At 72.8% G+C, this 12,777-nt stretch carries 12 protein-coding genes; 8 read left to right on the top strand and 4 right to left on the bottom strand.

Going from position 1 to position 12,777, the window contains the following annotated elements:
- Positions 1 to 215: 215 nt before the first annotated feature.
- Positions 216 to 1,025, top strand: coding sequence for an NAD-dependent epimerase/dehydratase family protein (locus H180DRAFT_RS08365; RefSeq protein ID WP_055485365.1), 810 nt, complete (start codon positions 216 to 218; stop codon positions 1,023 to 1,025).
- A gap of 66 nt (positions 1,026 to 1,091) precedes the next feature.
- Complete coding sequence (locus H180DRAFT_RS08370; protein WP_055485366.1) at positions 1,092 to 1,421, top strand: GlsB/YeaQ/YmgE family stress response membrane protein; 330 nt, start codon at positions 1,092 to 1,094, stop codon at positions 1,419 to 1,421.
- 118 nt (positions 1,422 to 1,539) lie between these two features.
- On the opposite strand, the gene H180DRAFT_RS08375 is transcribed toward H180DRAFT_RS08370, so the two are convergent.
- Positions 1,540 to 2,538 carry an ArsR/SmtB family transcription factor gene (locus H180DRAFT_RS08375; protein ID WP_055485367.1) on the bottom strand — a complete coding sequence of 333 codons (999 nt, stop codon included), beginning with the start codon at positions 2,536 to 2,538 and terminating at the stop codon, positions 1,540 to 1,542.
- Between the two features lie 59 nt (positions 2,539 to 2,597).
- Between H180DRAFT_RS08375 and H180DRAFT_RS08380 the strand changes: the two genes are divergently transcribed.
- Positions 2,598 to 3,806 carry an MFS transporter gene (locus H180DRAFT_RS08380; protein WP_055485368.1) on the top strand — a complete coding sequence of 403 codons (1,209 nt, stop codon included), beginning with the start codon at positions 2,598 to 2,600 and terminating at the stop codon, positions 3,804 to 3,806.
- A gap of 94 nt (positions 3,807 to 3,900) precedes the next feature.
- On the opposite strand, the gene H180DRAFT_RS08385 is transcribed toward H180DRAFT_RS08380, so the two are convergent.
- Positions 3,901 to 4,785: a polysaccharide deacetylase family protein gene (locus H180DRAFT_RS08385; RefSeq protein ID WP_055485369.1), complete on the bottom strand. Its 885-nt coding sequence runs from the start codon at positions 4,783 to 4,785 to the stop codon at positions 3,901 to 3,903.
- 343 nt (positions 4,786 to 5,128) lie between these two features.
- Complete coding sequence (locus H180DRAFT_RS08390) at positions 5,129 to 5,734, bottom strand: TetR/AcrR family transcriptional regulator (RefSeq protein ID WP_055485370.1); 606 nt, start codon at positions 5,732 to 5,734, stop codon at positions 5,129 to 5,131.
- Between the two features lie 128 nt (positions 5,735 to 5,862).
- On the opposite strand from H180DRAFT_RS08390, the gene H180DRAFT_RS08395 reads away from it, so the two are divergent.
- The 3 genes from H180DRAFT_RS08395 to H180DRAFT_RS08405 all read left to right on the top strand — a co-directional run bounded on the left by H180DRAFT_RS08395 (position 5,863) and on the right by H180DRAFT_RS08405 (position 9,669).
- A complete protein-coding gene (locus H180DRAFT_RS08395; RefSeq protein WP_074466697.1) occupies positions 5,863 to 6,999 on the top strand; it encodes a DMT family transporter in 1,137 nt (378 codons plus the stop codon).
- Complete coding sequence (locus H180DRAFT_RS08400) at positions 6,950 to 8,125, top strand: TerD family protein (RefSeq protein WP_055485371.1); 1,176 nt, start codon at positions 6,950 to 6,952, stop codon at positions 8,123 to 8,125. The genes H180DRAFT_RS08395 and H180DRAFT_RS08400 overlap by 50 nt, the downstream gene beginning before the upstream one ends.
- 146 nt (positions 8,126 to 8,271) lie before the next feature.
- Positions 8,272 to 9,669, top strand: a complete 1,398-nt coding sequence (locus H180DRAFT_RS08405; RefSeq protein WP_055485372.1) for an NADP-dependent succinic semialdehyde dehydrogenase — start codon at positions 8,272 to 8,274, stop codon at positions 9,667 to 9,669.
- Between the two features lie 212 nt (positions 9,670 to 9,881).
- Here H180DRAFT_RS08405 and H180DRAFT_RS08410 read toward each other — a convergent pair whose 3' ends face one another.
- Complete coding sequence (locus tag H180DRAFT_RS08410) at positions 9,882 to 11,183, bottom strand: YeeE/YedE family protein (RefSeq protein WP_055485373.1); 1,302 nt, start codon at positions 11,181 to 11,183, stop codon at positions 9,882 to 9,884.
- A gap of 504 nt (positions 11,184 to 11,687) precedes the next feature.
- On the opposite strand from H180DRAFT_RS08410, the gene H180DRAFT_RS08415 reads away from it, so the two are divergent.
- Both H180DRAFT_RS08415 and H180DRAFT_RS29755 read left to right on the top strand, forming a co-directional pair.
- The gene (locus tag H180DRAFT_RS08415) at positions 11,688 to 12,452 is read left to right on the top strand and encodes a crotonase/enoyl-CoA hydratase family protein (RefSeq protein WP_055485374.1); all 765 of its coding nucleotides are present in this window, start codon (positions 11,688 to 11,690) and stop codon (positions 12,450 to 12,452) included.
- Positions 12,453 to 12,601: 149 nt separating this feature from the next.
- Entirely contained in the window at positions 12,602 to 12,748 is a 147-nt protein-coding gene (locus tag H180DRAFT_RS29755) for a hypothetical protein (RefSeq protein WP_159033566.1), read from the top strand.
- Positions 12,749 to 12,777: the final 29 nt, after the last annotated feature.

Genomic DNA, 12,777 nt, shown 5'->3' on the forward strand with positions numbered 1-12,777 from the left:
TTCTGATCTGCGTCTACATTTCTGAACTGGAACGTTAGGCCAGGCCTCGCAGCACGGTCAAGCACGGCGATCACCGCCCACAACGCTCGGCGGCGACAGGGAAAGACCGACGGAGCGCCTCCCCGTCCCGGTTCGCCCGATCCTTGACGATCCAGGCACCGCCTCCATAGCTTGTCTCCATATATGAACCGTGTCTACGGACGGAGATTCCGCCGATGCCCGCCCCTCGCACCGTCCTTCTCACCGGCGCCGCCGGCGGCCTCGGCACCCTGATGCGCGGCCTCCTCCCCGGGTACGGATACCGGCTGCGCCTGTTCGACCTGCGTCCCGTGGAGGGCGAGCCCGACGCCGTCACCGCGGACCTCACCGACGCGGCCGCACTGCGCGAAGCCGTGCGCGGCGTCGACGCGGTCATCCACCTCGCGGGAATCTCGCTGGAGGCCCCGTTCGAGAAAATCCTGCACTCCAACATCGAAGGGACGTACCGGCTCTACGAGGCCGCGCGCGAAGAGGGCGTCCCCCGCGTGGTGTTCGCCTCCTCCAACCACGCCGTCGGCTTCACGCCGCGCCCTGCCGAGGGCGGCCCGCTCATCCCGGTGGACACCCCGCACCGGCCCGACACCTACTACGGCCTCTCCAAGTCCTTCGGGGAGGACCTCGCCCAGCTCTACTGGGACCTGCACGCCGTCGAGACCGTCTCCGTACGCATCGGTTCCTGCTTCCCCGAACCGACCTCCGTGCGGATGCTCTCGCTGTGGCTGAGCCCCGCCGACGGGGCCCGCCTCTTCCACGCCGCCCTGACGGCACCGGACGTCGGCCACACGGTGGTCTACGGCTCCTCCGCCAACACCCGCCTGTGGTGGGACCTTTCGGGCGCCCGCGCGCTCGGGTACGAGCCGCAGGACGACTCCGAGCCGTACGCCGCCGAACTCATCGCAAAGCAGGGGCAACCGGACCCGGAGAGCCCCGAACACGCCCGTCTCGGAGGGCACTTCTGCACGCAGCCGCCCATCTGGCCGCACTGAGGCGGAAGTCGGAGGGCATGATGGACCCGAACCGATCACGCAGGACTGCTCACGGGGAGGGCCCACATGAATTTCGCCGCAGACACCGATCCGGAATCCGCACTCTCGGGCCTCGTGGACTCCGGGCTGCTCAGCTGGCTGATCCTCGGCCTGATCGCCGGCACCATCGCCAAGGTCATCCTCCCCGGACGCGACCCGGGCGGCCTGCTCGGCACCATACTCATCGGCATCGCCGGAGCGTTCATCGGCGGCTGGCTCTCCTCCACGTTCCTCGACCGCTCCGTCGACCACGACTTCGTGGATCCGGCGCTGTGGCTCTCGGCCATCGCCGGATCGCTCGTACTCCTCATCGGGTACCGGATCTTCTTCGGCCACTCCCGGGAACGCCGGCGCTGAGGACCGCGGGGCGAGCCGTGGAACCTGCCGCGCCAGGTCCGCTGCGGCTCGATCATGTGCGCGTCGTCCTTGCACGGCCGGCGAACCGGGCGCCCGGCTCCTGGCCGTGCCGGCCCGCTCAGTCGCCGGCCAGGGCCGTGCCCAGTGGGGTGCGCTCATAACGCACGGACCGGCCGGTCCGCGTCCGCGTGACCAGGCCGGATTCGCGCAGTACGGCCAGATGGCCGCCGACTGCACCCAGACTGAGACCCAGCCGGCGGACCAAGTGCGTGGTCGTCGCCGGCACCGCGAGCGCCAGTAGCACCTGCGCACGGTGCGGACCGACGAGCCGCGCCAGCGCCGCCCCACCGCACTGCGGGGGCGGCGGCCCGAGCAGGTCCGCGACGCCGCGCGCCGGATACACCAGGGCGTACGGCCAGGGCGGCTCGACGTAGCTGATGAGGGTGCCGAAGACGGTCGGCATGAGCAGCAGTCCCTTGCCGCCCAGCCGGTGCCGCTCCCACTCGTTCCGGCGGCCTGTGCGCACCTCGATCACGCCGTCGGACCCCTCGGAGCGCCATCTCACCCGCGGATCCAGGTCGGACAGCGCCACGGCCCAGCCGTACATGGCCAGGTGCCCCGCGCGGTGCACCAGATCGCGCTCCAGCACCGTACGCAGCCGCGGCCAGTCCGGCTCGACCAGCGCGTGCCAGGCCGCCTCGATCGCGTCCGCGAGGCGGGTGAGCACGTCCGGGGCGGCGAGGATCTCCTGGACGTGGCGCGGCGGCGTACGCAGCCCGACCAGGTTGCGGGCGATCTCCGCGCGAACCTGACGCAGCGGGGTCGCCCGCACTGCGGCGAGTTCGACTTCGAAGTCGGCGTCCGGGCCCGAGGGCGGAGGATGGATGAAGTCGGCGTTGTAGCCGCCGCGGCGGAACAACGTCGTCAGCGCCTCGACCGCGGGCGTCTCGCGGAGCAGCCGCTCGTACCGCGGCGCGATGCTCTCCGCCCAGGGCCGCAGCGGCCCGGCCGGCTGCTTGCCCGCGACGACCCGAAGCGCATTCATCGCTTCACCCAACGGCGAGATCGCATAGCGGGTGTGTGCCACGTCCAGCGGCCCGACTTCGACGGCAAGCACCTTTCGCCTCCACGCGAAAGCTTAGCGTCTCCGCCTGCACCCGCCCGAGGGTGGCCCGCATGATGACACCCCAGGCGGCGCCGGAGCGGGCCACCTACCGCGAGGTCTTCGCCGTGGGCCAGTTCCGCGTGCTGTTCACCGGCTACACGCTCTTCCTCGGCGGCGAGACGGTGAAGATGCTCGCGCTTTCGGTGAGCGTCTACGCCGGCACCGGCTCACCCCTGCTGGCCGCGCTGGCCTACACCGCCGGCTTCCTGCCCTACGCCCTCGGCGGCACGCTGCTGCTGGCGTATGCCGACCGGTGGCCGCCGCGGGCGGTGATGGCCGGCTACGACATGGTCCGCGCCGCTGTCGCCGCTGTGCTCGCCACCGGGCTGCTCTCCCCCACCGCGATGCTAGTGCTGGTGTTCGTCGCCGGCGTCCCCGGCGCGGTCGCCTCCGCAGCGCGCAGCGCGCTGCTGCCCGCCCTGCTCGACGGCGACCGGTACGTGCTGGGCCGGGCCGTGTTCTCCATGGCCGCCGGCGGCACGCAGGTACTCGGCTTCGCCGTGGGCGGGACGCTGATCGCGGCGCTCGGCCCGGACGGCGCGCTCTGGATCACCGCGGCGAGCTGCCTGCTCTCCGCCGCACTGCTGCGCCTGCGGCTGGTCGAGCGGCCGCGCCGCGGCACGGCCGCGGGGCACGCGGTGCGCGAGACCTGGCGCGTCAATCGCGAACTGCTGCGTCGGCCCGCGATCCGTTCACTGCTGCTGGCCCAGTGGCTGCCGCCCGCGCTCGTGGTCGGCGCCGAGGGTGTGCTCGTCCCGTACGCCGCGCAGACCGGTGTGCCGGAGTCGGCCGGGCTGCTGTTCACCGCCGTGGCGCTCGGCATGCTCACCGGGGACCTCGCGATAGGCCGGCTGGTCACACCGGACGGAAGGGAACGGCTGGCCGGGCCGCTGGCACTGCTGCTCGGCGCGCCGCTGCTCGGGTTCGCGCTCTCGCCCGGACCGGTCGCCGCGGCGCTGCTGCTTGCGGTGAGCGGGTTCGGGGTCGCGTACCAACTGGGGCTGGCCCGACGGTTCCTGAAGGCGGTGCCGGAGGACCACCGGGGCCAGGCCTTCGGGCTGATGCTGACCGGGACCATGACGTTGCAGGGGCTGTGTGCAGCCGGCGGCGGGGTGTTGGGCGAGGTGTCGGCACCCGGCCTGGTCGTCGGCGCGGCGGGCGCGGCGTCCCTGCTCGCCGTATCGGGTCTCTGGCGTGTCCTCGCGTCACCGGGGGCGTAGCAGCCGTCCCGGAACGCCCGCACCGAGAGGACCACGGGCGAGCCGTGGAACCTGCCGCCCCGGGTCCGCTGCCACCGGATCACGTGCGCGTCCCTCACACACCCCACCCCTTCCCCGTACGCTCCTCGAACACATCGGTGCCGGACGGCAGTACGGGTATGTAGCCCGCGTCGAGCAGCCGGGGGAGGTAGTCGCGCAGGGCGGTGACGGTCTGCGAGCGGTCTCCGCCGCCGTCGTGGGCGAGCAGGATCGAGCCCGGCCGTACGGACTTCAGGACGGTCGAGGTGATCTTCCGCGCGCCGGGTTCCTCCCAGTCGCACGTGTCGACGGACCAGCCCAGCGGGCTCATGCCGAGCGAGGCCGATATCCCGAGGGCCCGCCGGTTCCAGGCGCCGAACGGCGCACGTGCCAGAACGGGTGCCGAACCCACCGCCTCGTCGATGACGTCGCAGGTGCGGGCGAGTTGGCTGCGTATCTCGGCGGTGCGCATCCGCGTCAGCTGGGGGTGGCTCCACGAGTGGTTGGCTATCAGGTGGCCGCCGTCGGCGATGGCGTTCAGCAGCCAGGTGTGGGCCGCCGCGTCCCGGCCTATGACGCAGAACGTGGCCTGCACACCCCAGCGTCGCAGCGCATCCAGCACCTGCGGCGTGTACACGGGATCGGGGCCGTCGTCGAAGGTGAGGGCTATCTCGCGCTCCTCGGAGCCCAGCGAGTAGGTGACGGAGGTGCTTCCACGCACCTGGGGGCGTATCTGCCCGGTCTCGGGCCGCAACCGGTAGGACTGCGGCCGCGTCACGGCCTGCCCGTTCCGGAGGGTGTGCCGGGCGCCCTTCGCGTCGGCGCCGGCGGCGGAGGCACCGGGGGAACCGGAGCCTGTGACTGTGGCATGCGCGCGGTTCGCGACGCAGGCCCCGGCTATGAGCATCCCGCCGAGGAAGATGCGTCTGGTGCGCGCGCTCGTGAGCGGTTCGGAAGTCATGCGGGACGTACTGCCACGCCGGAGAGTGGTCACACATATCCGGACAGTGACACCACCCGTATGCCCCACACCGCTTCCACCAGCGGCGCAAGCCCGTCTGCTAGGTCCTGTCGTTTGGATCTTCGTGGATCAGCCCGCGGCGTCAGATGCATGGGGCCTCCCCCGCGAAAGCGAGGGGACGCATCGCAAGGCGGAGGATCGTCCTCGTACTGGGGTCCCCCATGCCGAAGGCCAGGGGAGTACTCGGATGACTCCGACAACGCTGGGGGCACCGCCCGGCGAAGCCAGGGGGAGAGGCGCCGTAGCTGTCGTCGCGGGCCCGCGGAGATCCGAACGACAGGGCCTAGTGAGGCGGCGCCGGGCACCCCTCCCGTTCCAGAGCCGCACGGGCCATCGAGCGGGCACGGGCGACGGGATCCGGCATGACCTGGAGCCCGTTCAGCACCGTCGCACCCTCGTGCAGCAGGACGAGTTCCTCGGCGAGCCGGTCCGGCTCCCGGGCCCCCGCCTCCGCCGCCAGTTCCCGCAGGAATGTACGCAGCCAGCGCTTCTGCCCGCTGATCACCTTCCGGCCGGGGTGCTGCGGGTCGGGCAGTTCGGCGGCGGCGTTGACGAAGCCGCAGCCGCGGGGGTTCTCCCGCCGCATCCACTCCTCCAGGGCGTCGAAGGTGGCGAGAAGGCGCTCGGACGCGCTCGCCCCGGCCCTGGCGGCGACCCGCCCCTCGAGCCACTCCCGCCACCGCTCGTCGCGCGCCCGCAGGTACGCCCCGACAAGGGCCTCCTTGGAGCCGAAGCGGTCGTAGAGCGTCTTCTTGGTGACGCCGGCCTCCTTGGCGATCAGGTCGACGCCGACAGCCGTGATGCCGCGTGAGTAGAACAGCCGTGCCGCCGCCTGAAGGATCTTCCGGGCGCCGGGCGTGAGACCGGCACCGGCCGTCGCCTCCGTCATCGCTTCGCCTCCGCCACTTGCGATAAACCGATCGGTTTAGTTCACTCTATACCCGAGGAGGTAAACAGATCTGTTTACCTCCTCGGCCTCCGACGGGCGCGTTTCACCGAGCGAGCAGGGAGCGGACGATGCCGACGACCATGCGAACGCACCTCGTGGCGACAGGGCTCGTCGTCATGTGGAGTTCGGGATTCATCGGCGCCGAACTCGGCACGCGCGAGGCACCGGCGGACACCCTCCTGATGTGGCGCTTCCTCGTCGCCGCCGCGCTGCTCGCGGCCGCCGCGCCCGTGCTGCGGCGCAGACGGACCGCCGCGGAGACAGCGGCAGGGCACAAGCACCACGGCCGCCGTCCGGACACACCCGGCGGGGGCGGCCGGCTGCCGCTGCGCGCGCTGGGCGAGCAGTCGCTGATCGGCCTGCTCTCCCAGGGCGTCTACCTCGGCGCGATCGTCTGGTCGGTGGGACTGGGCGTTCCCGCCGGAACGTCCGCGCTCATAGCGGCACTTCAGCCGCTGGCCGCCGGCGCCCTCGCGGGCCGGCTGCTCGGGGAGACGGTCACCGGCCGCCAGTGGGCCGGACTCGTCCTCGGCCTGGCGGGTGTCGCCGCCGTCGTGCGGGACGACCTCGGCTCGGCGTCCGCCGCGCCGGCCCCCGCCTACCTCCTCCCGTTCGCGGGGATGGCGGGCCTTCTGGCCGCCAGCTTCCTGGAACGCCGGGCCCGCCACCAGGTCGGCGCCGCCGAAGCGCTTCCGGTGCACTGCGCGGTGAGCGCGGCTCTCTTCACGGGGGTCGCCGCCTGCGCCGGCGACGGGCACCTGGTACCGCCGCCGACCACGGCGTTCTGGCTGGCCGTGGCCTGGGTGGTGGCCTTCTCCACGTTCGGCGGTTACGGCTTCTACTGGCTGAGCCTGCGGGACAGCGGCGTCACCCGCACGAGTGCGCTGATCTACCTGACGCCTCCCACGACGCTCGTGTGGGCGTACGTGATGTTCGGCGACGCCCCGGGCGGTTTCGCGGTCGCCGGAATGGCGGTGGCGCTGGCCGGAGTTGTGGTGGCGCTGCGTTCCTCCGCCCCGCGCAGGCCCGGCCGTTCGCGCGTCCCGCTGAGCCCGCCGCGATCCCGGCCACCCGCGAGCGCGGAACGGGAGGCAGCGGAACGTCCGGCAAAGGAACCGCAAAGCACGGCCGCTCGTTACGACCGGCATGACGGCAATGACTCCCGGCTCGAACCTCCCGCTCAGTACGGCCCAGGTGGCGATTGAGGTGACCGCACCCTCCCGCCTGGACGTATCGGCGCTGCTCCTCGGCGAGAACGGAAAGGTCCGCTCCGACGAAGACTTCGTCTTCTACAACCAGCCGGCCGCCCCCGGCGTGACCCACAGCGGCGGTGCCGCCGACACCATCACCGTCGACACCGACAAGGTGCCGGCCGATGTGCACAAGGTCGTGGTCACCGCGAGCCCCGACGCCCCCGGCACGTCCTTCGCGGGCGTGGAGCCGACCGCCACCGTCCGCGACGCCTCCACGCGGGACGTGGTCGCCACGTTCACCCCGCCCTCGCTCGGCAGCGAGACGGCGCTCGTCGTGGTCGAGGTCTACCGGCGCGGCAACGCCTGGAAGGTGCGCGCCGTCGGCCAGGGCTACGCCAACGGACTGGGCGGCATCGCAACGGACTTCGGCGTCGACGTCGAGGAGCCCGCCGCCCCCGCCGCCACACCGGCCCCGGCCCCCACTCCCCAGGCGGTCCCGGCACCGCCGCCCACTCCGGCGGCGCCCGCCGCCCCGGCGGCCGGTGCGGGCAAGATCAACCTGGACAAGGGCAAGGTGAGCCTCCAGAAGAACCAGACGGTCTCGCTCACCAAGGGCGGCCGTCCCGTGCTCAGCAGCGTCCGCATGGGCCTGGGCTGGGAGCCCGTCTTCCGTGCGGGCGGCCGCGCGAAGGACATCGACCTCGACGCCTCCGTCATCGCCTACGACGCCAACCGCAAGAAGGTCGACGCCTGTTACTTCGGCAAGCTCGCCATCCTCAACGGGGTCGTGCAGCACTCCGGCGACAACCTCACCGGCGAGGGCAGCGGCGACGACGAAGCGATCACCGTCCACCTCGGCGACCTCCCGCCGCAGGTGACCGGCCTCGTCTTCACGGTCAACTCCTTCTCCGGGCAGAAGTTCACCGACGTGGCCAAGGCGTACTGCCGTCTCCTCGACGCCGCCTCCGGCCAGGAACTGGTCCGCTTCGACCTCAGCAACGCCGAGCCGCGCACCGGGGTGCTGATGTGCAAGCTCGTACGGCAGTTCTCCGGCGAGTGGGACATGACGGCGCTCGGCGAGTACGTCGACTCCCGCACGGTCCGCGGAATGGTCAAGCCGGGTGGCGCCGCGCTCTGACCATTAGCACAGCCGATCCGGGGTACCGCGAGGACAGGAACGCACGAGTGCGCACACCTCCCGCGGGTCCCCGGCCGGCCGTGCCCCGCGCCCCCCTCCGTACGCGCTCGTGCACAGGCATCGAAGCAGCCGAAGGAGGCGCTCACATGGCCATCGCCACGGTGAATCCGGCCACGGGCGAGACCCTGAAGACGTTCGAACCGCTCGGCGCGGGCGAGATCGAGGAGCGGGTCTCCAGGGCGGACCGCGCCTTCCGCGAACACCGCCTCACACCCTTCGCGGAGCGGGCCGCGCTGATGCACCGGGCGGCAGACCTGCTGGAGGCGGACCAGGACGCCGTCGCCCGCATGATGACGACAGAGATGGGCAAGCCGCTCGCGGCGGCCCGCGCCGAGGCGGCCAAGTGCGTCAAGGCGATGCGCTGGTACGCGGAGAACGCCGAGGCGCAGCTCGCCGACGAGCATCCGGCCCCCGCGGACGTGGAGGACTCGGGTGCCTCCCGGGCCTTCGTGCGCTACCGGCCGCTGGGCACGATCCTGGCGGTCATGCCCTGGAACTTCCCGCTCTGGCAGGTCGTGCGTTTCGCTGCGCCCGCCCTCATGGCCGGCAACACCGGGCTGCTCAAGCACGCGTCGAACGTGCCGCAGACCGCCCTGTACATCGAGGAGCTCTTCCGCCGCGCCGGCTTCACCGAGGGCGCCTTCCAGACCCTCCTCGTCGGCTCGGACGCGGTCGCGGGGCTGCTGCGCGACGAGCGGATCGTGGCCGCCACCCTCACGGGCAGCGAGCCCGCGGGGCGTTCCGTCGCCTCGATCGCGGGCGACGAGATCAAGAAGACGGTGCTGGAGCTCGGCGGCAGCGACCCGTATGTGGTGCTGCCCTCGGCCGATCTGGAGAAGGCCGTACGCACCGCCGTCACGGCCCGCGTGCAGAACGCCGGGCAGTCGTGCATCGCCGCCAAGCGCTTCATCGTGCACACCGACGTCTACGACACCTTCACGGCACGGTTCGTCGAGCGCATGTCGGCGCTGAAGGTCGGCGACCCCATGGCCGAGGACACCGACGTCGGTCCGCTCTCCAGCGCGCAGGGCCGCTCCGACCTCGAGGAGCTCGTCGACGACGCCACGAACCGCGGGGCCAGCGCGCTGTGCGGCGGCGGACGTCCGCTGCACCTGCCCGACGGCTGGTTCTACGAGCCGACCGTGCTCACCGGTATCACCGAGGAGATGAGGATCCATCGCGAGGAGGCCTTCGGCCCGGTCGCGACCGTGTACCGCGTGGACGGTCTGGACGAGGCGGTCGAGCTTGCCAACGACACGTCGTTCGGGCTCAGTTCCAACGCCTGGACGCGTGACGCCGCCGAGCAGGAGCGCCTCACACGCGATCTGCAGGCGGGCGGCGTCTTCTTCAACGGCATGACGGCCTCGCACCCGGGCCTGCCCTTCGGAGGCGTGAAGCGCTCCGGCTACGGGCGGGAGCTCGCCGGGCACGGCATCCGCGAGTTCTGCAACGCGACCACGGTCTGGTTCGGGCCGGAGGAGTGACGCGGGAAGAACGAAGGCGGGAGGAACGACAACGGTGACGGCCCGGTCTGCGAGAAGCGGACCGGGAGCCGGCCCGCCGGGTCCGGGGGCTACCGGGCGGGCGGGCCGCACGCCGCCTCCGCGGCGGCGGACGGGGCCGCTCGCCCGGCCTCTGCCGTACGGGCCCGGCCGTGTAACGAGGCAGGGCCCCGGCGAAGCCCGGTACCGGCGGGTCAGCACACCCCGTCGCGAGGCGCGGGATTTCTCAGCTCGAACAGCGGCCGCAGCCTGAGCCCCGCGAAGGTGCCGAGCAGCGCGGCGGCCCCCCACAGCCAGCCGTGCAAGCTGCCGGAAGCGATCCCCGCCAGGTACGCGCCGATGTTGCAGCCGCCGGCGATCCTCGCCCCGATCCCCATCAGCACACCGCCGGCGACGGCGCCCACGGCCCGGCGCCAGGGGATGCCGCGGTGCAGCGACCATGTCCCGCCCGCCGCTGCGGCGATGGCCGCACCGACCATGATTCCGATATCGGTGAGGCTGGTCTTGTCGGCGAGCACCGGACCGGCCAGCTGCGGCGCGTTGTCCGGCTGCTGCCAGTACGCCCAGGTCTCCGGTGACGCGCCCAGCACGCCGGCAAGCTTCGATCCCCACAGCGCGAAGGCACTGGTCACACCCCAGGCACCCCCGGACACCAGCAGCACCGCCGCGCCCAGCACGGCAAGCGCCAAGGCCCCGGCCGCCAGCGGCCAGGAGCCACGCACCGCACGGGCGAGCGCGCCGCGGGCAGAGGGCGGAGGACCCACGGGCGGCGGGTTGCGGCGCGCCTGGACCCGCCGGGAGACGAGGACGACCAGCGCGAGGAGGGCGAGCGTGACGGCCAGCGAGCCGGGCCGGCCGAGCCCGTCGGAGAAGAGAACCGGATCGAGGGCCGGCAGGTCCCGCCAGAGCCCGAACTGCCAGGCCGCGAGCGTGGAACCGGCGATGAACCCGCCCAGGGTGAGCACGATGGTGCTCTGCCCGGAGCCGACGGCGAAGAGCGTCCCGGAGGCGCAGGCGCCGCCGATCTGCATGCCGACGGCGAAGAGGAAGGCTCCCGCCAGCAGGCCGATGCCGATCGGGGCCGTGCTGGGCACGGGCGTGGTGCCGAACAGGCCCGTGCCGGTGCCCAGTACGAGGGCGAACAGGGTGGCCGTCGTGCCCAGCAGCAGGGCGTGGGCGCGCATGCCGGTGCCGTTGCCGACTGCCACCAACTGCCGCCAGGCAGAGGTGAATCCGAAGCGGGAGTGGAACAGCGCCACACCGAGGGCTGTGCCGAGCAGCAGCAGGATTCCGGGCTTGGCACCGTGCACCGCCCACACGTAGGCGGTGAGCGCGGCACCGAGCGCGGCGGCCACGGTCAGCGGGAGACGCCGTACCGGGGGCAGGGGCGCCGCCTCGGGGGCGGGCACGTGCGTCGGCGGGGACGGAAGCCAGGCCACCGTGCGGGAGGGGCTTCCGGTGCGGGGCGGGGCCCCGGAGGGGGGAGCGGCTGTCACGTGACGACCTCACAGAACGGGACGGTCGGGCAGAAGTGGAGGGGCCGCGCGGGATGCGCCCCGGCCCGGTGCGGGCGGCAGGGCGGATCCGGCCGGCCGGGGTTCTCCCGGGTACTGGTGCGCGGGGCGCGGGCCCGGCACGGGAGCGGAGCGCGGCGGACGCGGAACCGTCAGCTGGGACAGAGCGCGTCGTCGACGCTCCACGCCGTGGCTGCGAAGAGCGCGAGGGCCAAGTGGCGCGCGGTACCGGACATGCCGGGCACGTTAACCGAGCTGTCCCGGATGGCGGAAACGCGTCTCGTCATGCGGAATACCCAGTGAGGCACCGGGCTCCGCGCCCCCGCCGGGGAAGGCACGGCCTCCCGGGGACGCCCGCCCAGGGCGCCTGCCGCGCCGTCGGTAGAGTCGGCACCGTCTCCCGTCTCCCGACTCCCGACGCCCGACGCCCGACGCCCGACTCCCGACGCCCGTACCCAGCCCGCCCCCACCGGAGGTCGAGCCCGCATGGCTGTACGCACCGAGAAGCGGGGGCCGGTCACGACCGTCGTCCTCTCCCGTCCGGAGGCACGCAACGCCGTCGACGGTGACACGGCCGCCCGACTCGCCGACGCCTTCCGCGAGTTCGAGGCCGATGCGGACGCGCTGGTCGCGGTCCTGTGGGGCGAGGGCGGCACCTTCTGCGCCGGGGCGGATCTGAAGGCCATCGGCACCGACCGCGCCAACCGTGTCGAGCCGGAGGGCGACGGCCCGATGGGCCCGACCCGGCTGCGGCTGTCGAAGCCGGTGATCGCGGCGGTCAGCGGCCACGCGGTGGCCGGCGGCCTGGAGCTGGCCCTGTGGTGCGATCTGCGGGTCGCCGAGGAGGACGCCGTCTTCGGCGTCTTCTGCCGGCGCTGGGGTGTCCCGCTGATCGACGGCGGCACCGTGCGCCTGCCCCGCCTCATCGGCACGAGCCGCGCCCTCGACCTGATCCTCACCGGCCGTCCCGTACCGGCGGCCGAGGCGTACGAGATGGGACTCGCCAACCGCCTCGTCCCGCACGGGAATTCGCGTACCGCGGCCGAGGAGCTCGCCGCGGAGCTGGCCCGCTTCCCGCAGACCTGCCTTCGCGGCGACCTCGCCTCCGTGCACGAGCAGGAGGGCCTGCCCGAGGACGAGGCCATGGCCCGCGAACTCCGTCACGGACGGCTCGCGTTGGCGGAAGCCGCGGAGGGGGCGGCCCGCTTCGCGGCGGGCGCCGGCCGCCACGGCGACTTCGGGTCGATCTGACACAACCGTCTCCGGCTGCTGCGCCCGGGCGGTCTCGTCCGCCTAGCTGGCGCACCCTCCCCAGCCTCCGGCCGGAGGTGCCGCCACGCTCGGGTTTCCTCAGTCACCGGTGCGCAGCCCTCCCCCTGGCTTCGCCCGAGGCGGCCCCAGTGGAGAACGCGGAGGGAATCGCGCTCGGGAGCGGGCAGAGCACGGGAGAGCACAAGGGGCGGCGTGCGCTCTGTCTCGTCCGTGACGACGACTATGGCGCCCAGCAGATCACCGGGTTCTACGCGTTCGCCGTCGCCCCGCACTGAAAGGAGCGCCGGGAGACCTCGCGCACGGA

The sequence above is a fragment of the Streptomyces sp. WMMB 322 genome, from assembly GCF_900090145.1.
In the GTDB taxonomy this organism is placed as follows: Bacteria; Actinomycetota; Actinomycetes; order Streptomycetales; family Streptomycetaceae; genus Streptomyces.

Coding starts and splice junctions, on each gene's coding strand:
- H180DRAFT_RS08365 (WP_055485365.1), top strand. CDS start 216: ATGCCCGCCCCTCGCACCGTCCTTCTCACCGGCGCCGCCGGCGGCCTC.
- H180DRAFT_RS08370 (WP_055485366.1), top strand. CDS start 1,092: ATGAATTTCGCCGCAGACACCGATCCGGAATCCGCACTCTCGGGCCTC.
- H180DRAFT_RS08380 (WP_055485368.1), top strand. CDS start 2,598: ATGATGACACCCCAGGCGGCGCCGGAGCGGGCCACCTACCGCGAGGTC.
- H180DRAFT_RS08385 (WP_055485369.1), bottom strand. CDS start 4,785: ATGACTTCCGAACCGCTCACGAGCGCGCGCACCAGACGCATCTTCCTC.
- H180DRAFT_RS08390 (WP_055485370.1), bottom strand. CDS start 5,734: ATGACGGAGGCGACGGCCGGTGCCGGTCTCACGCCCGGCGCCCGGAAG.
- H180DRAFT_RS08395 (WP_074466697.1), top strand. CDS start 5,863: ATGCCGACGACCATGCGAACGCACCTCGTGGCGACAGGGCTCGTCGTC.
- H180DRAFT_RS08400 (WP_055485371.1), top strand. CDS start 6,950: ATGACTCCCGGCTCGAACCTCCCGCTCAGTACGGCCCAGGTGGCGATT.
- H180DRAFT_RS08405 (WP_055485372.1), top strand. CDS start 8,272: ATGGCCATCGCCACGGTGAATCCGGCCACGGGCGAGACCCTGAAGACG.
- H180DRAFT_RS08415 (WP_055485374.1), top strand. CDS start 11,688: ATGGCTGTACGCACCGAGAAGCGGGGGCCGGTCACGACCGTCGTCCTC.